This window comes from uncultured Piscinibacter sp. (genome assembly GCF_937952055.1).
Taxonomy (GTDB): domain Bacteria; phylum Pseudomonadota; class Gammaproteobacteria; order Burkholderiales; family Burkholderiaceae_C; genus Piscinibacter.
The window spans coordinates 39,946-61,131 of sequence record NZ_CALFYO010000019.1 but is presented as its reverse complement, the minus strand read 5'-3'; the positions used below and the strand labels follow the sequence as shown (position 1 = coordinate 61,131).

Here is a 21,186-nt window from a genome sequence, read left to right as displayed (position 1 = left end):
GACAGATATTGCCGCTTCCATCGCTCTGGATGCCACCGACCTGCGCATCCTCGACCAGCTGCAGCGCGACGCCTCGCTCACCAACCAGGCGCTGGCGGCGGCCGTCCACACCTCGCCGGCCACCTGCCTGCGCCGGGTCAAGCGCCTGGTCGACACCGGGGTGATCGAGCGCCAGGTGGCGCTGCTCTCGCCGGCGAAGCTGGGCGCCGGGCTGACGTCGATCGTGGAGGTGACGCTGGACCGGCAAGGCGCCGAGCACCTCGCGGCCTTCGAAGCCCGCGCAGTGGCCGACGAGGCGGTGCGCCAGTGCTACCGCGTCTCGCCGGGGCCGGACTTCCTGCTCGTCCTGCAGGTGGCCGACATGCCGGCCTACCACGCGCTGGTGCAGCGCCTGTTCACGCAGGACGCCAACGTGCGCAACGTGAAGGCTTTCTTCAGCGTCTCGCGCGCGAAATTCGAACCCGGACTGGCGCTGCCCGCGACGGCTACGACTTGAGAACCACCAGCCCCTTGAGGTATTCGCCTTCGGGGAAGACCAGCGTCTGCGGGTGGTCGGGCGCGGCGGCGACGCGCGCATAGATCACGCCATCCACGCCCGCATCCATGCCCGCGCCGGCGACGATCTTGTGGAACAGCTCGGTGCCCACGCCGCCGGAGCAGGAGAAGGTGAACAGCGCGCCGCCCGGCGCGAGCAGCTTGAGCGCGAGGCGGTTGATGTCCTTGTAGGCACGCGCGGCGCGTTCGGCATGCGCGGCGGTGGGTGCGAACTTGGGCGGATCGAGGACGATGGCATCAAACACCTCGCCGTTCTTCAACGCATCGCGCAGCGTCTGGTTCACGTCGGCATCGCGCGCCTCGTGGCGCGACGGATCGAAGCCGTTGAGCGCGACATGCGCCGTGGCCCGCGCCAGCGCCGGTGCGGACGAGTCGACGCTGACGACCCGCTCGGCCCCGCCGGCCAGCGCCGCCACGCTGAAGCCGCCGGTGTAGCAGTAGCAGTTGAGCACGCGCCGCAGGCCGAAGTGGCGCACGGTGTCGGCGAACAACTTGCGGTTGTCTCGCTGGTCGAGATAGAAGCCGGTCTTGTGGCCCTCGGCGACGTCGAGCGTGAGCTTCCAGCCGTGCTCGCGGATGATCAGCTCGGTGTCGCCGTCACCGCGCAGCCAGCCGCTGGCCGGCTCCAGGCCTTCGAGCTTGCGCACGCCGGAGTCGCTTCGCTCGTACAGGCGCGTGCAGCCGGCGGCCCTCAGCAGCAGATCGGCCAGGGTGCCCTTCCACCGCTCGGTGCCGGCGGAGAGGAACTGCGCGGAAAGCAAGTCGCCGTAGCGGTCGACGATCAGTCCGGGAAGGCCGTCGGCTTCGCCGTGGATCAGGCGCACGCCGTCGCTCTCGATGGGCAGCCGCGCGCGCAGTGCCAGCGCGCGGGCGATGCGGCGCTCGAAGAAGTCGGCGTCGATGCGCTCGGACTCCTCGAAGCTCCAGGCACGCACGCGGATCATCGAGCTCGGGCTGTAGGCGGCCCAGGCGAGAAAGCGGCCGTCGCTCGACTGGATGCGCACGGTCTCGCCGGTATCGGCCTTGCCTTTGTCGACGGAGCCCTGGAACACCCAGGGGTGGCGGCGCAGCAGGGAACGCTCCTTGCCTTCGCGCAGGGTGATGACCTTCATGATCGGTGGGGTCCGGCTGCCCGAGGCCGCTGAACATCCCCTCGGGGGGCCGCGAGCGCAGGCGAGCTTGGCGGTTTCATCGGGGATTCACTTGCGTTTGGCGCGCGGGTGGGCGGCGTCGTAGACCTTGGACAGGTGCCCGAAATCGAGCCGCGTGTAGACCTGGGTGGTGGTGATGTTGGCGTGGCCCAGCAGCTCCTGCACCGCGCGCAGGTCGCCGCTGGACTGCAGCAGGTGCGAGGCGAAGGAGTGGCGCAGCATGTGCGGGTGCACGTGCGTCGGCAGCCCGGCCTGCAGCGCGCGGCGCTTCAGTCGCGAGCGCAGCTGGCTGGGCGTGAGCCGCGTCCCGCGCATGCTGACGAAGAGTGCCGGCTCGTCGGGCCTGGCGAGTTCAGCGCGCAGCGCCAGCCAGCGCTGCAGCGCCTGCAGCGCCGCGCCACCCACCGGCACGCTGCGCCGCTTGCTGCCCTTGCCGAGCACGTGGGCACTGGCATCGCTCGCATCGATCCAGCCGGCCGCCTGCGCGCTCGCACCCGCGTCCAGGCCGATCAGCTCACCGACGCGCAGCCCGCAGCCGTAGAGCAGCTCGACGATGCAGTGGTCGCGCGCCTCCAGGCGCGGGTCGCCGTCGTCGCCGACGTCGGGGCTGTGCTCGGCCAGCGCCATCGCCTGGTCCACCGGCAGCGCCTTGGGCAAGGGCTTGCCGGCTTTGGGCGCCCGCACGCCGTCGACCGGGTTCAGCGCGACGAGCCCGTCGCGCCCCAGCCAGCGGTACAGGCCACGCCAGGCCGACAGGATGATCGCGATGCTGCGCGGCGCGAGGCCCTGCGCGTGCAGCTGCGCGGCCCAGCGGCGCACGTGGTGCACCTGCACGTCGCGCAGCGCGACCGGCTGCCGGTCGACGAACCGGCGCAGGCGCTCGAAGGCCTCGCCGTACGTCGCCAGCGTGCGCGGCGCGAGCCGACGCTCGACTTCCAGGTGGACGAGATGTCGCCCGATGTCGTCAGGCGCCGGCGCGTCGGCCATCAGCGCACGGGCAGCAGCCGCGACAGCGCGGCGCTGGCCAGCTCGCCGATGCGCTGCAGGAACTCGGTGCCCATCTCGGCGGTGTAGCGCGTCGGGTCGGGCGAGGCGAGCACCAGCATGCCGAAGGACTCGACGCCCGCGCCGTGGCGCAGCGGGATCATCGCGATCGACATCGCGGCGGCGGGATCGTCCAGCCACTGCGCGGCCTCGAAGCCGCTGTTCACGCCGCAGTACGGCATCGTCAGGCTGCCGGCCAGGCTCTTCACGTCGGCGCTGACGGCACGGGCGAACGGCAGTGCCGCGTAGGCGTCGGCGGCGCCCCATACGCGGATGCCGGCCTGCGGGATCATGAACTGGTGCATCAGCTCGCGCGTCAGCACCTCGGGCAGCTCTCCGGCGCTGGCGGTGAACATCAAGGCTCGCGTCCAGCGGTGCAGCTTGTCGGCGATGGCGACGTTCTCCTGGCCGTGGCGGATCATCTCGATGATCTTCGACTCCAGGCCCTTGATCTTGTCGCGCAGCATTTCCATCTGCCGTTCCTGCAGCGACACCGCGCGCTGGCCGTGCGGGCTGGTCAGCTGCACCGAGCCGAGCAGCTCGGCATGGCGCTCGAAGAAGCCCGGCGTGTTGGCCAGGTAGTTGGCGATGTCCTGCTCGGTGATGCCTTGGATGCTCACAGCGCGCCCTTCATAAGTCGATCTCGCCCTCGAAGACGGTGACCGCCGGCCCCGTCATGAACACATGCTGCGCGCTGCCGCCCCACTCGATGGAGAGCAGGCCGCCGCGCGTTTCGACGTCGACCTTCGCGTCGAGCAGGCCGAGCCGGATGCCCGCCACCACCGCCGCGCAGGCGCCGGTGCCGCAGGCCAGCGTCTCGCCGGCACCTCGCTCGTGCACGCGCAGCCTGATGCGCTTGCGCGAGAGCACTTGCACGAAGCCGGCATTGACGTGACGGGGGAAGCGCGCATGCGTCTCGATCGCCGGACCCTGCTGCGCCACCAGCGCCTCGTCGACATCGTGCACGAACTGCACCGCATGCGGATTGCCCATCGACAGCACCGCCACCTCGACACTGTAGTCGCCCAGGTCCAGCGGCCAGAGCGTGAAGCCGTTCGTCTCGCGCGCTACCAGCCCGCTCGCATCGAAGGGCACGCGCGACGGCTCGAAGACCGGTGCGTTCATGTCCACCGTCACGCGGCCGTCGGCCTGCGAATGCAGCTCGAGCAGCGTGTTCATCGTCTCGACGCGCACGGTGCTCTTGGCCGTCAGGCCCTTTTCCTGCACGAAGCGCACGAAGCAGCGCGCGCCATTGCCGCACTGCTCGACCTCGTCGCCGCTGCCGCCGTTGAAGATGCGGTAGCGGAAGTCCACGCGCGGGGTGGTGCTCTTCTCGACGACGAGGATCTGGTCGGCGCCGACACCGAAGCGGCGGTCGCCGAGGCGGCGCAGCTGCTCGGTCGTCAGCGTGATCGGCTTGCGCGTGGCGTCGAGCACGACGAAGTCGTTGCCCGCGCCCTGCATCTTGGTGAAGTGGAGCCGCATCGCGCGATTATGGCTGCGTCAATACAGCGAAGGCTCCCCGGCGGGCCGCGTCTTGAAGCGCTTGTGCACCCACAGGTACTGCGCCGGATTGCGGCGTATCTCCTGCTCGATCCAGCGGTTCATGCGAGCGGTGTCGGCGAGCGGATCGTCGCTGGGGAAGTCGTCCCAGGCGGGCAGGAAGCGCACGCGGTAGCCCTGCCCGCCCGGCAGCATCTCGGCCAGCACCGGCTGCACCACCATGTCGAGCAGCTTGGCCATGCGCGAAGGCGCGAGCAGCGTCGCCGCCGGCACGCCGAAGAAGGGTACGAAGGCGGCGTCGCGCTCGCCGAAGTCCATGTCGGGCAGGTTGAAGAAGCCCGTTCCCTGGCGGATCTCGCGGATCAGTGGCTTGGCCGAGTCGCTGCGCGGGAAGATCACCGCGTTGCCCAGGCGCAGCCGGCCGCGGCGGATCACCGCGTCCATCACCGCATTGGTCTGCTGCTGGTAGATCGATGCGCCCTTCTTCTTCTGGAACAGCAGCACCGAGGCGCCGGCCACGTCGAGCGCCATGAAGTGCGGCACCAGCCACATCACCGGGCGTTCGCTGCGCTCGGCGAGGTCGACCTCGCCCTCGACGTGGATCAGCCGCATCAGCCGCTCGCGCGGCGCCCACCACAGCAGGCCGCGCTCGACGATGCTGCGCCCGAGCCAGCCGAAGTGGTCGCGCGCGAGCCCCTCGCGCTCGGCCGCGCCCATCTCTGGAAAGCACAGCTCGAGGTTGCGCAGCGCAATGCGGCGGCGCGAACGGGCCAGCCGGTAGAGCACTGCGCCAAGGCCGCGGCCGAAGGCGGCCTGGACGGGCAGCGGCAGCCAGTGCAGCAGCCACAGCAGGCCGAGCAGCAGTCGGGTCGCCAAGGCGGTCTCACTCCGCCGCGCCCGCGCGCGGCTCCTTGAAGCGGTGGTAGCCCCACAGGTACTGCTGCGGGCATTGGCGGATCAGCGACTCCATCGCACGGTTGATGACCGCCGCGGACTCCGCCTGCGCGGCCACGTCGACCGGCAACGCCTCGTTCATGGGCAGGATTCGCACAACGTAACCCCGGCCGCCACGAAGCCGTTCGCCCCAGATCAGCAGCACCGCGGCACCGGTCTGCTGCGCCAGCCGCGCGGCCAGCGTCATCGTGTAGGCCGGGCGGCCGAAGAAGGGCGCCCACTCGCCCATGCCCTCCGGCGGCACCTGGTCGGGCAGCAGGCCCACTGTCTCGCCGCGGCGCAGCGCGCGGATCATCTGCCTCACGCCCGCGAGCGAGGCCGGCGCGGTGGCCAGTCCCGGCCGCGCACGCGAGCTCTCGATCACCTCGCGCAGCCACCCCTGCTTGGCCGGCCGGTAGAGCACGGTGACCGGCCCGTACTGCGGTGCAAATCGCTCGGCGTAGGCCTGCGCGCAGATCTCGAAGCACCCCAGGTGGGGTGTCAGCAGCAGCAGGCCGCGGCCATCCGCGTGGGCAGCCGCGACCAGCTCGGCGCCTTCGATGCGCGTGAACTCCGCGAGCGGCCGCGTCGCCGGCCGCAACCAGAGAAAGGGCAGCTCCATCACCATGCGCCCGGCTTCGGCGATGGCCGCGCGCGCCGCGGCGGCGCTCACGCCGGCCTGGCGCACATGGTCCCGGAAGCGGTGCCGATAAGTCGGCGAGAGCAGGTAGCCGATCCAGCCGACCCCCGCACCCAGGGTGTGCAATAGGCCCAAGGGGCGGCGAGACAGCCAGCGGAACAGTCGGATCATCTTTCTATAATCGGGGCGTCGCCGAGTTACTGAACTACTTGCGGGGCGACTCACAAATCCTGCTAAAGCGTTCGCCGCTCCTCCAGATTCCCCAGGCCGGCAACGCAAGTGCAACCTGACTGGAGTTTAAGAGTGTCGAACGATTTCCTTTTCACGTCCGAATCCGTCTCCGAGGGCCACCCCGACAAGGTCGCCGACCAGATCTCGGACGCCATCCTCGATGCGATCTTCAAGCAGGACCCGCGCTCGCGCGTCGCTGCGGAGACGCTGACGAACACCGGCCTGGTGGTGTTGGCGGGTGAAGTCACCACCAATGCGCATGTCGACTACATCCAGGTCGCGCGCGACACCATCAAGCGCATCGGCTACGACAACACCGAGTACGGCATCGACTACAAAGGCTGCGCGGTGCTCGTCGCCTACGACAAGCAGAGCAACGACATCGCCCAGGGCGTGGACCACGCCAGCGATGACCACCTGAACACCGGCGCCGGCGACCAGGGCCTGATGTTCGGTTACGCCTGCGACGAGACGCCCGAGCTGATGCCCGCGCCGATCTACTACGCGCACCGCCTGGTCGAGCGCCAGGCGCAGCTGCGCAAGGATGGCCGCCTGCCCTTCCTGCGCCCGGACGCGAAGAGCCAGGTGACGATGCGCTACGTGGACGGCAGGCCGCACTCGATCGACACGGTGGTGCTGTCCACCCAGCACCACCCCGACCAGAGCGAGACGGCGACCAAGCTGAAGGCGAGCTTCTACGAGGCGGTGATCGAGGAGATCATCAAGCCGGTGCTGCCCAAGGAATGGCTGAAGGACACACGCTACCTGGTCAACCCCACGGGCCGCTTCGTCATCGGCGGCCCGCAGGGCGACTGCGGCCTGACCGGACGCAAGATCATCGTCGACACCTATGGCGGCGCCTGCCCGCACGGCGGCGGCGCGTTCTCCGGCAAGGATCCGAGCAAGGTGGACCGCTCGGCCGCCTACGCGGCGCGCTACGTGGCGAAGAACGTGGTCGCGGCCGGCCTGGCCAAGCAGTGCCAGGTGCAGGTGGCCTACGCGATCGGCGTGGCCAAGCCGATGAACGTGACCGTCTACACCGAAGGCACCGGCAAGATCCCCGACGCGAAAATCGCGGCGCTGGTCAACGAACACTTCGACCTGCGCCCGAAGGGCATCATCCAGATGCTGGACCTGCTGCGCCCGATCTACGAGAAGACGGCCGCCTACGGCCACTTCGGCCGCGAGGAACCGGAGTTCAGCTGGGAACGCACGGACAAGGCGGCGGCGCTGAAGGCGGCTGCCGGGCTGTAAGGCCCGCGCGTCGTCGCCGGCTGCGGGTTCAGCCTGCGTCGGAGACGACGCCCGCACGCCGCCGCAGCGCGCCCGATCCCACCAGTTCGTTCACCAGCGCCGCGCACCAGCCCTCGGGTGAATCAGCCTGCGCGCGGCCATGGCGGTGCCACACGCCGGTGAACAGCGGCGTGGCCGCCGCCCAGCGCAGCAAGTCGTCCTCGTGCTGCTCGCGCACCTCCATCAGGTGGTACTTGATCAGCACCTTCACGCCGTGCCTGGCGTGGCGCGCCGGCTCGGCGAGGAAGGACGCCAGGCGCGAGCGGGCGCGACCGAGCGCAGCCTCGACATCGGTGAACGGCGCGCCGTGGCCCGGCACCACCAGCCGCACCGGCAGGCGCCCGATGGCGTCGAGCACCGCGGCCACGTCGGCGAAGCCGGGCTCGCCCTCCATCTCGGGGAAGACCACGCCGAATCCGTTTTCCCACAGCGCATCGGCCGAGATCAGCAGCCCGTTCGCCGCATCGAACAGCATCACCGAATGCGGATCGTGGCCCGGCGCGGCGATGGCCTCGAAACGCCGTCCGCCGGCCTCCAGCACCTCGGCGGCGGACAGGGTGGCATGCACCTCGAAGCGCTCGCACCGCTGGCCGGTGGCCTCGTAGCTGAGCGCGTCCGCCGCCCAGGCGCGCGCCGCCGCCGCCAGCCCCGGTGGGATGATGATGCGTGCGCCGAAGGCCCGCGCCAGCGCGGCATTGCCGCCGCAGTGGTCGCTGTGCAGATGGGTGTTGACGATGCGCGCCAGCGGCGCGTCGCCCAGCGCATGGCGCAGCAGCGACAGCGTCTGCGCCGCATGGTTGACGTGTCCGGTGTCGATCAGCGTCGCACCCTCCTCGCCCTCGGCCGCACTCACGAGGATGTTGTTCGAGGACAGCCAGCCGCGCTCGAACACGCGCAGCCCGGCCAGGGCGGGATGCTCATGCACGGAGGCGGCATTGCTCATGCGTCCGATTCTCCCCGAGCGCACGACGCGGCATCATCGGGACATGCCCAAGACCACGCTGGACGCGCTGCGCCGCCATGCCATCGCGCGTACCTTCTTCGCGCCGACCACGCTGCCGCGCGCCATCGCGAGGCTCGGCTTCGTGCAGGCCGACCCGATCCGCGCGCCGGCGCGCGCGCAGGACTTGATGCTGCGCCAGCGCGTCGCCGACTACCGCGCCGGCGAGCTCGAGCGCCGCTACCCGAAGCTCGCGGTCGAGGAGGACTACTTCGTCAACTACGGCTTCGTGACGCGCCCCCTGCACCACCTGATGCATCCGCGCACGCCGCGCGCGGTGTGGACGAAGGCACGCTGGAAGCAGGCGCACGCGGTGCTCGAGTTCGTGCGCGATCGCGGCGTGGTGCATCCGAGGGAGGTCGACGCCGAATTCGCGCACGGCAAGACGATCAACTGGTTCGGCGGCTCCTCGAACGCGAGCACGCAGCTGCTCGACGGCATGCACTACCGCGGCCTGCTGCGCGTGGCGAGGCGCGAAGGCGGCATCCGCCTCTACGCAGAGCGCGACGCGATGCCGGCGCCCGAGGATCCGCGCGCGGCCCACGACGCGCTGATCGACGTCGTCGTCGCCAAGTACGCACCGCTGCCTGCCCCGACACTGGGGCAGTTGCTCAGTCATCTGTGCGGCGGCGTGCCGCAATGGCGCGGCCAACGCGCGGCGGCGATGGCGCGTGCGAAGCAGCGTCTGGCGCACGCACGCATCGAAGGCGTCGATTGGTACTGGCCGGCAGGCGAACGGCTGCGGAGTCGCGATCCCGAGGAGTGCGTACGCCTGCTCGCGCCCTTCGACCCGCTGGTGTGGGACCGGCGGCGCTTCGAGCTGTTCTGGGACTGGGCCTACCGCTTCGAGGCGTACACCCCGCCGGCGCGGCGCCAGTTCGGCTACTACGCGCTGCCGCTGCTGTGGCGCGACCGCGTACTCGGCTGGGCCAACGCGGTCAACGTCGGCGGCACGCTCGACCTGCGCTTCGGCTACGTCGGTGGAAAGGCACCGCGCGAGGCCGCCTTCCGCCGCGAGCTGGACGCGGAGATCGAGCGGCTGCGAGCCTTCCTCGCCAGCACGCCGGACTGACGCTCGCTGCCGGCCGACCTCAACCGTGCCCCTGCCGGGGCGCTCGATTCCACGCGCCGCAGCGCGGAGGCTGGACGCGCCACTGGACGCCGGGGTGGCATCGTTTCCGCCGCCTCCGCCGCCGCCCACCAGCACCCACCGTCGCCAGAACGATCGCCCCCAGACCAAGCCGCAAGCGCTCCAGGTTCCGCTCCCCGGCGCGGGTCGCAGGCCGTAGAAGGGAGTTGTAGGGATCGACCCGTCAGTGCAGCGTCAGCGGCTTCTGCAGCGCCGCCAGCGCGGCGCCCACCGCCAGCAGCAGGGCCGAGATCGCCAGTCCGCGCAGCAGGCCGCCGGCGCCGTCGGCCACCCAGCCGACCAGAATGGGCCCGACGATCTGCCCGGCCGCGAAGATGCTGGTGAAGGCCGCGATGCCCGCCGGCCAGGCGGCCGGCGGCAGGTTGTGCCGCACCAGGGCGGTGGTGGAGGCCACCAGCGAGAGGAGCACCGCGCCGAACAGCGCGCCGGATGCAAAGGCCGCGAGCGGATGCGCGCTGAGCACGGGCAGCAGCGTGGCCAGTGCCAGCAGGGCGTTGAGGAGGGCCAGCGGCTGGCCACCGCGGTAGCGCTGCAGCAGCGGCGCCCACAGCCACGACGAGGCGATCACGCCCGTGCCGAGCAGGATGTAGAACGCCACCACCGTGCCGGCGGAAGCGCCCTGCTCTTTCAGCAGCGTGACGATGAAGGTCATGTAGCCGATGTAGCCGAGGCCGAACATCAGGTAGCCGGCCAGGCCGAAGGCGAAGTCGCGCGCTCGGAAGCCCTCGCCGCGCGCCGGCGGTGCTGCGGGCGCGGCTGCCAGCGGCTTGGTGCCCCAGGCCATCACCAGCGTGGCCGCGAGCGCGGCCAGCGCCAGGCCCTGCCAGGCGGACGGCCAGGGCAGCGGCGGCACGACCAGCGCGGAGGCGACAATTCCCAGCCCCGTGCCACCGTAGTACAGGCCGAGCACCAGCGAGGGCTTCGCGCCCGGCGCCTGGCCGAGCCACGCCGCGAGCAGCCCGCCACTGGCGAAGCTGATCGCGCTGACCACTCCGGTCAGCCCGCGCAGCACGTACAGCAGCGCATCGTCGCGCACCAGGCCGTGCAGCGCGAGCAGCGCTGCCGCGCCCCAGCCGCCGGCGAGGAACACCGTGCGCGCCTCGAGCCGACCCAGCGCCCGCGGCAGCAGCAGCGCGCCGGCAAGGTAGCCCACGGCGTTGACGGTGTTCATTGCGCCGGCAGTGAAGTAGCTCCAGCCAAGGTCGGACCGCATCGGCGGCAAGAGCAGCGCGTAGGAAAAGCGCGCCAGCCCGAGCGAGACGGCCGCGCCCATGGCGAGCGCGAATGCCGTGACGAAGATCCGCCGCTCGGTCATCGGCCGCGCGCCGCCAGCAGCCGCGTCGCGACTTCGGCGAAGCCGCGGCCGCGCTCTTCCCGGGTGATCCACGCCGGCCAGGTGTGCAACTGCGCGGCGAAGCGCATCAGGTTGGCCACACCGACGCTGAGCGGAAAGTGCTCGAACATCAGCTGGTCGTTGGTGGAATCGCCGACGTAGATCCAGCGATCGCGTTCGGCCGCCACGTCGCGGTCGAGCAAGCGGCGAACGATCCAGCGTGCACCGCTCCACTTGTCGTGCTCGCCGAACCAGCCGTTGACGTGGATGGAGCTGACGGTGGCGTTCATGCCCTCGGACTTCATCAGCGCGACCACGCGCGCAACGGCAGCCTCGTCCAGGTGCGCGAACTCGCTGTGATCGACGGCGATGTCGGTGACGCGGCCGGCGCTGTCGCGTGAGAGCGTGGCGCCGGGAACCTCGCGCACCACGCGCTGCGCGACTTCGGTGAGGCGCTTCGCGTGGTGGCTGCGCGTGGCGTCGTCCTGCGCGTACTCGACGTGCAGCACCTTGCCCTGCGCGAACAGCGCCACCGCGCCGTTCTCGGCCACGATGGCCGCGATCGGCCAGGCCTGCGCGAACGGCTCGCTCCAGCCCATCGGGCGGCCGGTGACGGCGATGACGGGGATCCCTGCGGCATGCAGCGCGGCGAGCGCGTCCAGCGCCTCGGGCTCGATCGCGCCTTCGTGGGTGAGCGTGTCGTCGATGTCGGTGAGCACGCCCGCCACGCCGGCGAGCAGGGAATCCGGGCAATGCGCAAAGGGCCTGGGCGTCTCGGGCATGGCCGCGAGTCTCGCATGGCGGCGCGGCGCTATGCTGCGGCCATGAACGAAGTGAAGCTGCTCCTCTTCGATGTGTTCGGCACACTGACCGACTGGCACGGCTCGATCGCCCGCGAGGTGCACGGCCTGCTGGCCGCGCGCGGCATGGCGGTGGACGGTGCGGCCTTCGCGACCGCCTGGCGCGCCGAGTACCAGGGCGCGATGGAGGAGGTGCGCAGCGGCCGCATTCCGTTCTGCAAGCTCGACGTGCTGCACCGGCGCAACCTCGACATCGTGCTCCAGGCGTTCGGCCTCGACCACGTCGACGAGCCGACGCGACGGCACCTCAACCACGCCTGGCACCGGCTCGAGGCCTGGCCCGACGTGACGCCCGGCCTCGCACGGCTTCGCCTGAAGTATCGCCTGGCGCCCTGCTCGAACGGCAACATCTCGCTGATGGCCGACCTCGCCCGGCGCCACGACTGGCACTGGGACGCGATCACCGGCGCCGAGCTGGCGCGCGACTACAAGCCCAAGCCCATCGTCTACCTCACGGCGGCCGACGCCTTCGACTGCGCGCCGCACGAGGCGATGATGGTGGCCGCGCATTCATCGGACCTGGCCGCGGCCGCGGGCGCGGGGTTGCGCACCGCCTTCATTGCGCGGCCCGACGAGCACGGCCCCGGCATCGGCGAGTCCGCCGCGAGCGTGCCCGTGGATGTCTCCGCCGACGGCCTGCTGGACCTGGCCGAGCGGCTGCAATGCCGCTGAGCCGGATCGCTCAGGGCCGCACGACGGACCAGCCGAGCTTCTGCTTCTCGATGATTTCCACCACGCCCGCCTTCACGTAGCCGATGTCGGGCAACATGTCGTCGCGCGTCTTCTTGCGCCCGGTCATGGTGTTCTCGCACATCAGCACCTTCGCGCCGGTCAGCGAGGTCTCGCTGATGCGCGACGCATGCGGCGAAGACTTCTCGAGCAGGCCGATGCCGTTGCCGAACACGACGAGCTCGACATTGACCTTGTCCATGCCGTACTCGTTCTGGATGTTGCGCACGACATTGAGCGCCTGATTCCAGGTCTTCGGGTCGCCATCGCTGACCTGGATCACGACGCCAGGCTTGGCGCCGGCCCCGGCTGCGCTGGCGCCCTGGCCTTGCATCCCGGCACAACCGCCGAGCGCCATGATGACGGCCAGCATCGCCAGCCACTTCCCCACGAAACGTCCCATTGCTTGTCTCCTCTCGGTGTCTCTCGGATGCACCCCAGGGTATTTTGCACAGACAACGGCTGCGCAGGACTGGGACTAGTACCCGGTGCGCCTGTCCGGGATGTCGAGCGCCGTGCCGCTGGAGAAGGCGCCGTCCTCCGAGCCCCGCCAGCCGGTGGGCGCGGCGGGTCCTGCGCCGCCACGACACGGCGGTGGCCCCGCTCGCCGTGGACTTGGCGACGATCAGGCTGGTCAAGCGGCCGGACCGCACCTATGCTCGCCGAAAACGCCCGACGGGCCTCGCATTGCAGGCCGAAGGCGCTGGTCGATGCGCTGGAAGAGTGCCTGGAATCAAGGCTGACATCGATCGCGCTGCTGGCCTGGTGGCAGCATGGCGAGGCCTTTGGGACCTGAGAGCCGCAAGGCTGGACACTCGCGGGAGCCCGCCATGAGCACACACCCACGCCTCCACATCACCGGCCTGCGCGTGCGCGGCGTCAACGTGCCGATGCGCCGGCCGCTGGCCACACGCGGCGGCACCGTGGGCACCGCGCCGCTGGCGCTGATCGACCTGCACACCGACCAGGGTGTGACCGGCTCGACCTACCTGTTCTGCTACACCCCGCTGGTGCTGCAACCGGTGCTGCAGATGCTGGCCAATCTGGAGCCGCTGCTCCGAGGCCAGGCCGTCGCTCCGCTGGACCTCGACCGCCAGCTGCAGCGCCAGTTCCGCCTGCTCGGCGCGAAGGGCCCGGTGGCGATGGCGCTGGCCGGCGTCGACATGGCCGCCTGGGACGCGCTGGCGCGCGCACACGCGCTGCCGCTGGTGCGCCTGCTCGGCGGCACGCCGCGCCCGGTGCCCGCCTACAACAGCAACGGCCTGGGCATCATCGGCGCCGAGCGCGCCGCGGCCGAGGCGCGGGAACTGGTCGCGCCCGGCTTCGCCGCCATCAAGCTGCGCCTGGGCTACGACGATGCCGCCACCGACCTCGCGGTGGTGCGCGCCGTGCGCGGCGCGGTGGGGGATGGCATCACGTTGATGTCCGACTACAACCAGGGCCTGTCCGTCGCCGAGGCGGTGCACCGCCTCGACGTGCTCGCCGGAGAGGGACTGGCATGGATCGAGGAGCCGACGCTGGCCGACGACCATGCCGGCCACGCCGAGATACGGCGGCGCACGCGGCTGCGCATCCAGATGGGTGAGAACTGGTGGGGACCGCACGACATGGCGCGCTGCGTCGCCGCCGGCGGCTCCGACCTCGGCATGCCCGACGCGATGAAGATCGGCGGCGTGACCGGCTGGCAGCGCGCCGCGGCGATCGCCGACGCGGCGGGGATGCCGATCTCCAGCCACCTCTTCCCCGAGGTCAGCGCGCACCTGCTCGCCGCCTCGCCGACCTGCCACTGGCTGGAGTACGTCGACTGGGCCGAGCCGGTCCTGCGCGAGCCGCTGAAGATCGAGAACGGCCACGCACTGCCCGGCGAAGCGCCCGGCAGCGGCGTCGCCTGGGACGAGGCGGCGGTCGAACGCTACCGGCTGGCGTGAGCCGCAGTGACGCTCAGTAGGTCGCCCGCCCGCCCGAGATGTCGAACACCGCGCCGGTGGAGAACGAGCAGTCCTCCGAGGACAGCCAGCCGATCAGCGCGGCGATCTCCTGCACCTGAACGAAGCGGCCCATCGGGATCTTCGACAGCATGAAGTCGATGTGCTGCTGCGACATCTGGTCGAAGATCGCGGTCTTCGCCGCCGCCGGCGACACCGCGTTGACGAGCACGCCCTGCGTGGCCAGTTCCTTGGCCAGCGACTTGGTCAGCGCGATCAGGCCGGCCTTCGACGCACTGTAGTGCGAGGCGTTGGGGTTGCCTTCCTTGCCCGCCACCGAGGCGATGTTGACGATGCGGCCGTAGCCGCGTTGCAGCATCTGCGGCACCACCGCGCGGCAGGTGAGGTACGGCGCGACCAGGTTCACCTCGATGACGCGGCGCCACACCTCGGGCTGCAGCTCCCAGGTGGTGGCGTTGCCGCCGGTGATGCCGGCGTTGTTGACGAGGATGTCGATGCGGCCGTGCCGGCGCACCGTCTCGCCGGTGGCGGCGAGCACCGCGTCGGCATCGGTGAGCTCCACCGTGGCGGCATCCACCGCACCGAGCGAGGACAGCGCCTCCTTCGCCGCGGCAAGCGCCTTGGCGTCGATGTCCCACAGCACCACGCCGGCGCCGGACAGCAGCATGCGCTCGGCGGTGGCGTAGCCGATGCCCTGCGCGCCGCCGGTGATGACGGCGACGCGGCCGTTGAGGTCGAGCTGGTTCATCGCGCCAGCCCCTTCAGCGCCTGCGCGGCGTTCGGGCCCTGCTCGCAGTCGGCGATGTACTGGCGGATGATGTCGGCGAACGAGCTGTCGGGCTGCAGGCCCAGCGCCGCGGCGCGTGCCGCACTGGCCCCGGTCGGCCAGTTGGCAACGATGCCGGCGATGCGCTCGTCGCGCTCGAAGCGCACGCGCGAGCGCACCGCCTTGCCGGCAACCTGCTCGAGCGCCTCGAGCATCTCGCCGACCTTCACGTTCAGTGCCGGCAGGTTCATCGCGGTACGGCCGTTGAAGGCCTCGCGGCTGGCCTCGTAGATGGCGATCAGCGCGTCCACCGTGCGCCCCGGAGACGACACCGGGTGCGAGACCTCGGGCGACACCGGACAGATCGCTTCCTCGCCGGCCAGCGGCTCGCGGATGATGCCGCTGAAGAAGGACGACGCCGCGGCATTGGGCCTGCCCGGGCGCACCGTCACCGTCATCAGCCGCGCGCTGCGGCCGTCGATGTAGCCCTTGCGCGTGTAGTCCGCGACAAGATGCTCGCAGATCAGCTTCTGCGTGCCGTAGGAGGTCTGCGGCGCGGGAAGCGTGGTGTCGGTGACGATGGGCGGCAGCGGCACGGCGGGATCGGGGCCGAACACCGCGACCGAGCTGCTGAACACGAACCTCGGCGCCTTGCCGGTGAGGCGAAAGCCGTCGAGCAGCGCGCGCGTGGTATCGAGGTTGCTGCGCAGTCCGAGCTCGAAGTCGAGCTCGCACTCGCCCGACACCGCCGAGGCCAGGTGGAACACGCCATCGAAGCCTTCTTCGGCGAGCGCGGCGCATTGCGACAGCAGCGCGCCGGTGCGCGCAGCGACGCGCGCATCGGCCACCAGGTCGGCCGGCGGCGCGAACTGGTCGGCCAGCACCACCTGCTCGATCTTCTTGCCGGCCAGCGAGCCGCGCGCGAGCAAGGTGCGCGCCAGGCGCGCTCCGACAAAACCGGCGCCGCCGGTGATGAGCAGCTTCATCGTCTATCGATCCTTCTGGGGTCTGTAGGGTTGGAACCAGGTCAGCCCGGCGGACGTGCCGGCGCGCGGGCGGTACTCGGCGCCGATCACGCCGGCATAGCCCAGCGAGTCGATCAGCTCGAAGAGATAGGGGTGGTTCAACTCGCCCACGTCGGGCTCGTGGCGCTCGGGCACGCCGGCAATCTGGATGTGGCCGACGCGCCCGGTGGGCAGGTACTGCCTGAGCTTCATGGCCAGGTCGCCCTCGACGATCTGGCAGTGGTACAGGTCCATCTGCACCTTGAGGTTCGGCGCGGCAACGAGCTGCACGATCTCGTGCGCATGGTCCTGCCGGTTGAGGAAGAAGCCGGGGATGTCGCGTGTGTTGATCGGCTCGACGAGGAAGTCGATACCGCGCTCCTGCTCGGCTGCCCAGGCGAGGTTCTCGACATAGGTATCGCGCAGCGAGGCGCGGTCGTGCCCCTTGGGCAGCAGGCCGGCCATCAGGTGGATGCGCGGGCAGCGCAAGGCCCGCGCGTACTCGATCGCCTTCAGGACGCCGCTGCGGAAATCCCCGCCGCGGCCGGGCAGACAGGCCAGCCCGCGCTCACCGGACGCCCAGTCGCCGGGCGGTGCGTTGAACAGCGCCTGACTCAGGCCTTCGCCGGCGAGCCGCGCGGCGATCTCGGCGGCAGGGAAGTCGTAGGGGAACAGGTACTCGACGGCGTCGAAGCCATCCGCCGCCGCGGCCGCGAAGCGGTCGAGGAAGGCATGCTCGCCGTACATCATCGACAGGTTCGCGGCAAAGCGCGGCATGGCGGTGCTCCTCAGGACCTGCCGGGCAGCTCGAGGCCGGCGAGCTCGGCGTAGAACTTCACCACCGCGGCGTCGTCCTCGTTGCCGTGGCCGGCCGCCGCAGTGGCCAGGTAGAGCTGGTGCGCGGCCGCGGCCAGCGGCAGCGGGAAGGCAAGCTTGCGCGCGGCGTCGAGCACGATGCCGAGGTCCTTGACGAAGATGTTCACGCTGGACAGCGGCGTGTAGTCGCCCTCCAGGATGTGCGGCACGCGGTTCTGGAACATCCAGCTCATGCCCGCCGAATTGCAGATCACCTCGTAGAGCTGCGCCGGATCGGCGCCGGCGCGCATGCCCAGCGCCATCGCCTCACAGGCGCTGGCGATGTGCACGCCGGCGAGGTGCTGGTTGACCATCTTCACCGTCGAGCCGACGCCGGCCCGGTCACCGAGGCGATAGATCTTTCCGGCGATGGCGTCGAGCACCGTGCCAGCAGCCTCGAAGGCCTCGGGCCGGCCAGAGGCCATCACCGTCATCTGGCCCTCGGCGGCCTTCTTCGCGCCGCCCGACACCGGGCCGTCGATCAGGTGCAGGCCACGCTCGGCAAGCTTCGCCTCCCACTGCGGCGGCAGCGCCGGATCGACGGTCGCCGATGCGATCACCACCGAGCCGGGGCGCAGCAAGGTGTCCAGGCCCGGCACGCCGTTCGCGCCGAACAGCAGGCCCTCCGTCTGCGCCGCGTTGACGACGAGCAGCTGCACCACGTCGCAGCGCGCGGCGAGGTCCTGCAGCGATGCCGCAAGCTGCCCGCCTGCGGCGGCAAAGCGTGCGCGCGCCGCCTCGCCGGTGTCGAGGCCCCAGGTGGCCACGCCGCGCTGCATCGCCGACACCGCGGCGCCGTAGCCCATCGAGCCGAGACCGATCACGCCCAGCGCCTTGTCCTTGCTCATTTGCGTCCTCCTCGAGACGGCTTGCGCGTGCTGCGCGGCAGCACGCCGCCGAGCTCCAGCCTCCGCTCGCCGTGCAGGATGTGCTGCGTGGCGCAGCGCCTGGCCGCGGCCGCGTCGCGCTTGGCGATCGCGTCGACGATGGCGTGGTGCTCGTCGCGCACCTGCTGCATGAAGTCCTTGCGCCGTGCCTCGTTGCCGCGCGTGATGCGCATGCCCTCGCGCAGGTACTGCTCGAGGAAGCCGAGCAGGCGGCCGAACTGCGGGTTGCCGGTGGCCTCGCCGATGGCACGGTGGAAGGCCAGGTCCTCGGCGACGCCATCGCGTCCCTCGGCCTCGGCGCGGTCGATCTCGGCGAGCGCACGCCTCAGGCCGGCCACCTGCGCGCGGGTGGCGCGCTGTGCGGCCAGCGCGGCGATCTCGCCCTCGAGGACGCGTCGCACCTCGACGACGTGCACCACGGCGCCCACCGATTCGAGCACGGACGGATCGAAGGCGAGCGGCCGGTTGACGGCCGGCGAAGTGACGAACACGCCCGAGCCCTGGCGCGAGGTGAGCAGGCCGCGCGACTTGAGTTGGTGCACCGCCTCGCGCACCACGGTGCGCGACACGCCGTGCGACTCGGCAAGCTGCTGCTCGCTGGGCAGGCGGTCGCCGGGGCGCAGCGCGCCACCCTCCAACTGCGCGGCAAGCAGTGCAGCCAGCCGGTCCGACAGCCGCTCGGCCACCAGACGGCCAGTCCCGCTCATCGGGGAAACCAGGGTCGGGGCGGGGCCGATTGACATGATGATCAGGTTATCATACAACTTGGCCGGAGAGCAACGGCAAACAACGGGGACAACAGGCATGGCCAGCGTGACCATCCAGGCGGCGAAGAAGCGCTTCGGCGACGTCGAGATCCTGCACGGCGTCGACATCGCCATTCCCGACGGTTCGTTCACCGTGCTGGTCGGGCCTTCGGGCTGCGGCAAGTCGACGCTGCTGCGCATGATCGCCGGCCTCGAACACGTCAGCGGCGGCGACATCCTCATCGGCGACAGGCGCGTCAACGACGTGCCGCCGAAGCAGCGCGACATCGCGATGGTGTTCCAGAACTACGCGCTGTACCCGCACATGACGGTGCGCGACAACATGGCCTTCTCGCTGATGCTGGCGAAGAACGACAAGTCCACCATCGACCAGAAGGTCGGCCGTGCCGCGGAGATCCTCGGCCTGACGCAGCTGCTCGACCGCTACCCGCGCCAGCTTTCCGGCGGCCAGCGGCAGCGCGTGGCGATGGGGCGTGCGATCGTGCGCGACCCGCAGGTGTTCCTCTACGACGAGCCGCTGTCCAATCTCGACGCCAAGCTGCGCGTGGCGATGCGCACCGAGCTGAAGGAGCTGCACCAGCGCCTGAAGACCACCTCCATCTACGTCACCCACGACCAGATCGAGGCCATGACCATGGGCGACCAGATCGTCGTCATGCGCGACGGCCGCATCGAGCAGACTGGCAGCCCGCTGGAGCTGTACGACCGGCCGGCGAACACCTTCGTGGCCGGCTTCATCGGCTCGCCGGCGATGAACTTCCTGCCCGGCACGCTGCGTCGCAGCGGCGGCGGCGCCAGCGTCGAGCTCGCCGACGGCACGAAGCTGCCGGCGCCGCAGGATGCGGCCGGCAGCGACGGCCAGCCGGTGATCTTCGGCACGCGGCCGGAGCACCTCTCGCTCGCCGAGGGCGGCGGCATCCCCACCCAGGTGGTGGTGGTCGAGCCCACCGGCGCCGACACCTTCATCTCCTGCCGCCACCACGGTAGCGAGTTGTCGGTGGTGTTCCGCGAGCGCCACGCCTTCGCGCCCGGCCACACCATCCATCTGCTGCCCGATGCGGCGCGGGCCCACCTGTTCGATGCGCAGTCTGGCCGACGGCTCGCGGCCTGAGGCTTCCTTCCGAAGCGGGCCGGTCCCGCGACAACCACCCCTGGAGACAAGCATGCAAGACAAGAACCGCCGCCAGTTTCTCGAGAGTTCCGCCGGAGTCGCCGCCGCCGCGACGTTCGGCGCCGGCACGCTGTGGACGCCGTTCGCACAGGCGCAGTCCCTCGCCTACAAGCCCGAGAAGGGCGCCAAGCTGCGCCTGCTGCGCTGGAAGCGCTTCGTGCAGGGCGACGAGGATGCGTTCATGGCGAACATCAAGAAGTTCACCGACAAGACCGGCATCGAGGTGCGCGTCGACAACGAGGGCTGGGAGGACGTGCGCCCGAAGGCGGCGGTGGCGGCCAACATCGGCAGCGGCCCCGACATCATCATCGGCTGGTTCGACGACCCGCATCAGTACCCGGACAAGCTGCTCGACATGACCGACCTGGCCGACTACCTCGGCAAGAAGTACGGCGGCTGGTACGACGTCTGCAAGAAATACGGCCAGCGCAACGGCACCACCAAGTGGATCTCGATTCCGTGGGGCATCGTCGGGAACGCGATCGTCTACCGCGACAGCCACGTCAAGGCCGCCGGCTTCGACGGCATTCCGAAGGACACCGCAGGCTTCCTCAAGCTGTGCCAGGCGATGAAGGCCAAGGGCACGCCGGCCGGCTTCGCGCTGGGCAAGGCGGTGGGCGACGGCAACAACTGGGTGCACTGGCTGCTGTGGTCGCACGGCGGCAAGCTGGTCGACAAGGCCGGCAACGTGGTCGTCAACTCGCCGGAGACGATCGCCGCGCTGGAGTACGCCAAGCAGCTCTACGACACCTTCGTGCCCGGCACGCTGTCGTGGCAGGATCCGAACAACAACAAGGCCTTCCTCGACAGCCAGGTCTCGCTGACGGCCAACGGCATCTCCGTCTACTACGCGGCGAAGAACTCCAAGGACGACAAGGTCAAGGAGATGGTGGCCGACATCCAGCACGCGCGCTTCCCGATCGGTCCGGTGGGCAAGCCCACCGAGCTGATGCAGATCACCCAGTTCATGACCTTCAAGCACACCAAGTACCCGCAGGCGGCCAAGGAACTGGTGCGCTTCCTGATGGAAGGCGAGCAGTACAACCCGTGGATGGAGTCGGCGATCGGCTACGTGTCGCAGCCGCTGAAGGCCTACGAGAAGAACCCCATCTGGACCGTGGACCCGAAGCACACGGCCTACCGCGACGGCGGCTCGATCATGCTCGACCATGGTCACGAAGGCCCGCTGGGCTATGCCTCGGCGGCGGCGATGGCCGACTACATCGTGCTCGACATGGTGGCCGAGGCCTCCAGCGGCTCGAAGACGCCGAAGGAAGCCGCGGAGCGCGCCGAGGCGCGCGCCAAGCGGTACTACAAGCTCTGAGTGACAACTCCCCCGTAGCGCCTGCGGCGCTCCCCCCAGGGGCG

At 70.4% G+C, this 21,186-nt stretch carries 23 protein-coding genes; 8 read left to right on the top strand and 15 right to left on the bottom strand.

Annotated features, from left to right (window positions below):
* The first annotated feature begins 7 nt into the window (after positions 1–7).
* The gene (locus tag Q0599_RS07755) at positions 8–496 is read left to right on the top strand and encodes an Lrp/AsnC family transcriptional regulator (RefSeq protein WP_298829323.1); all 489 of its coding nucleotides are present in this window, start codon (positions 8–10) and stop codon (positions 494–496) included.
* Here Q0599_RS07755 and Q0599_RS07750 read toward each other — a convergent pair.
* The 6 genes from Q0599_RS07750 to Q0599_RS07725 all read right to left on the bottom strand — a co-directional run bounded on the left by Q0599_RS07750 (position 486) and on the right by Q0599_RS07725 (position 5,997).
* Positions 486–1,667, bottom strand: a complete 1,182-nt coding sequence (locus Q0599_RS07750; protein WP_298827984.1) for a class I SAM-dependent methyltransferase — start codon at positions 1,665–1,667, stop codon at positions 486–488. The two genes, Q0599_RS07755 and Q0599_RS07750, sit on opposite strands and share 11 nt — an antisense overlap.
* 87 nt (positions 1,668–1,754) lie before the next feature.
* Complete coding sequence (locus Q0599_RS07745) at positions 1,755–2,693, bottom strand: tyrosine recombinase XerC (protein WP_298827982.1); 939 nt, start codon at positions 2,691–2,693, stop codon at positions 1,755–1,757.
* Positions 2,693–3,370 carry a DUF484 family protein gene (locus tag Q0599_RS07740; protein ID WP_298827979.1) on the bottom strand — a complete coding sequence of 226 codons (678 nt, stop codon included), beginning with the start codon at positions 3,368–3,370 and terminating at the stop codon, positions 2,693–2,695. Before Q0599_RS07740 ends, Q0599_RS07745 begins: the two co-directional genes overlap by 1 nt.
* Before the next feature lie 10 nt (positions 3,371–3,380).
* Positions 3,381–4,235, bottom strand: a complete 855-nt coding sequence (gene dapF, locus Q0599_RS07735) for a diaminopimelate epimerase (RefSeq protein WP_298827975.1) — start codon at positions 4,233–4,235, stop codon at positions 3,381–3,383.
* 18 nt (positions 4,236–4,253) lie between these two features.
* Positions 4,254–5,129 carry a lipid A biosynthesis acyltransferase gene (locus Q0599_RS07730; RefSeq protein WP_298827972.1) on the bottom strand — a complete coding sequence of 292 codons (876 nt, stop codon included), beginning with the start codon at positions 5,127–5,129 and terminating at the stop codon, positions 4,254–4,256.
* A gap of 7 nt (positions 5,130–5,136) precedes the next feature.
* Positions 5,137–5,997, bottom strand: coding sequence for a lysophospholipid acyltransferase family protein (locus Q0599_RS07725; protein ID WP_298827969.1), 861 nt, complete (start codon positions 5,995–5,997; stop codon positions 5,137–5,139).
* 132 nt (positions 5,998–6,129) lie between these two features.
* On the opposite strand from Q0599_RS07725, the gene metK reads away from it, so the two are divergent.
* A complete protein-coding gene (gene metK / locus Q0599_RS07720) occupies positions 6,130–7,311 on the top strand; it encodes a methionine adenosyltransferase (RefSeq protein WP_298827967.1) in 1,182 nt (393 codons plus the stop codon).
* 28 nt (positions 7,312–7,339) lie between these two features.
* On the opposite strand, the gene Q0599_RS07715 is transcribed toward metK, so the two are convergent.
* Positions 7,340–8,293, bottom strand: coding sequence for an MBL fold metallo-hydrolase (locus tag Q0599_RS07715; RefSeq protein WP_298827964.1), 954 nt, complete (start codon positions 8,291–8,293; stop codon positions 7,340–7,342).
* 43 nt (positions 8,294–8,336) lie between these two features.
* On the opposite strand from Q0599_RS07715, the gene Q0599_RS07710 reads away from it, so the two are divergent.
* On the top strand, positions 8,337–9,422 hold the full coding sequence (locus Q0599_RS07710; protein WP_298827961.1) for a crosslink repair DNA glycosylase YcaQ family protein: 1,086 nt from the start codon (positions 8,337–8,339) through the stop codon (positions 9,420–9,422).
* Positions 9,423–9,663: 241 nt separating this feature from the next.
* On the opposite strand, the gene Q0599_RS07705 is transcribed toward Q0599_RS07710, so the two are convergent.
* Both Q0599_RS07705 and Q0599_RS07700 read right to left on the bottom strand, forming a co-directional pair.
* Entirely contained in the window at positions 9,664–10,815 is a 1,152-nt protein-coding gene (locus Q0599_RS07705) for a YbfB/YjiJ family MFS transporter (protein WP_298827959.1), read from the bottom strand.
* Positions 10,812–11,615, bottom strand: coding sequence for an HAD-IIB family hydrolase (locus Q0599_RS07700; protein ID WP_298827956.1), 804 nt, complete (start codon positions 11,613–11,615; stop codon positions 10,812–10,814). The genes Q0599_RS07705 and Q0599_RS07700 overlap by 4 nt, the downstream gene beginning before the upstream one ends.
* 42 nt (positions 11,616–11,657) lie before the next feature.
* On the opposite strand from Q0599_RS07700, the gene Q0599_RS07695 reads away from it, so the two are divergent.
* The gene (locus tag Q0599_RS07695) at positions 11,658–12,365 is read left to right on the top strand and encodes a haloacid dehalogenase type II (protein WP_298827953.1); all 708 of its coding nucleotides are present in this window, start codon (positions 11,658–11,660) and stop codon (positions 12,363–12,365) included.
* Between the two features lie 10 nt (positions 12,366–12,375).
* Here Q0599_RS07695 and Q0599_RS07690 read toward each other — a convergent pair whose 3' ends face one another.
* On the bottom strand, positions 12,376–12,825 hold the full coding sequence (locus Q0599_RS07690) for a DsrE family protein (protein WP_298827950.1): 450 nt from the start codon (positions 12,823–12,825) through the stop codon (positions 12,376–12,378).
* A 252-nt stretch (positions 12,826–13,077) separates the two neighbouring features.
* Between Q0599_RS07690 and Q0599_RS07685 the strand changes: the two genes are divergently transcribed.
* On the top strand, positions 13,078–13,218 hold the full coding sequence (locus tag Q0599_RS07685; protein WP_298827947.1) for a hypothetical protein: 141 nt from the start codon (positions 13,078–13,080) through the stop codon (positions 13,216–13,218).
* Positions 13,219–13,252: 34 nt separating this feature from the next.
* Complete coding sequence (locus tag Q0599_RS07680) at positions 13,253–14,350, top strand: enolase C-terminal domain-like protein (protein ID WP_298827944.1); 1,098 nt, start codon at positions 13,253–13,255, stop codon at positions 14,348–14,350.
* A 13-nt stretch (positions 14,351–14,363) separates the two neighbouring features.
* Here the strand turns inward: Q0599_RS07680 and Q0599_RS07675 are convergent, their stop codons facing one another.
* From Q0599_RS07675 to Q0599_RS07655, 5 genes are read right to left on the bottom strand one after another with little or no spacing between them, the layout of a single operon-like run.
* Positions 14,364–15,116: an SDR family NAD(P)-dependent oxidoreductase gene (locus Q0599_RS07675; protein ID WP_298827941.1), complete on the bottom strand. Its 753-nt coding sequence runs from the start codon at positions 15,114–15,116 to the stop codon at positions 14,364–14,366.
* The gene (gene denD, locus Q0599_RS07670) at positions 15,113–16,120 is read right to left on the bottom strand and encodes a D-erythronate dehydrogenase (protein WP_298827939.1); all 1,008 of its coding nucleotides are present in this window, start codon (positions 16,118–16,120) and stop codon (positions 15,113–15,115) included. Before denD ends, Q0599_RS07675 begins: the two co-directional genes overlap by 4 nt.
* A 3-nt stretch (positions 16,121–16,123) precedes the next feature.
* Positions 16,124–16,915, bottom strand: a complete 792-nt coding sequence (gene otnI, locus Q0599_RS07665) for a 2-oxo-tetronate isomerase (RefSeq protein WP_298827938.1) — start codon at positions 16,913–16,915, stop codon at positions 16,124–16,126.
* A gap of 11 nt (positions 16,916–16,926) precedes the next feature.
* The gene (ltnD, locus tag Q0599_RS07660; protein ID WP_367180928.1) at positions 16,927–17,937 is read right to left on the bottom strand and encodes an L-threonate dehydrogenase; all 1,011 of its coding nucleotides are present in this window, start codon (positions 17,935–17,937) and stop codon (positions 16,927–16,929) included.
* Positions 17,838–18,587: a FadR/GntR family transcriptional regulator gene (locus Q0599_RS07655; protein ID WP_298827936.1), complete on the bottom strand. Its 750-nt coding sequence runs from the start codon at positions 18,585–18,587 to the stop codon at positions 17,838–17,840. Before Q0599_RS07655 ends, ltnD begins: the two co-directional genes overlap by 100 nt.
* A 97-nt stretch (positions 18,588–18,684) precedes the next feature.
* Between Q0599_RS07655 and Q0599_RS07650 the strand changes: the two genes are divergently transcribed.
* Both Q0599_RS07650 and Q0599_RS07645 read left to right on the top strand, forming a co-directional pair.
* Positions 18,685–19,758: an ABC transporter ATP-binding protein gene (locus tag Q0599_RS07650; RefSeq protein WP_298827935.1), complete on the top strand. Its 1,074-nt coding sequence runs from the start codon at positions 18,685–18,687 to the stop codon at positions 19,756–19,758.
* A gap of 52 nt (positions 19,759–19,810) precedes the next feature.
* Positions 19,811–21,142 (top strand): extracellular solute-binding protein, encoded by a 1,332-nt coding sequence (locus Q0599_RS07645; protein WP_298827933.1) that lies wholly within the window; start codon positions 19,811–19,813, stop codon positions 21,140–21,142.
* Positions 21,143–21,186 lie beyond the last annotated feature (44 nt).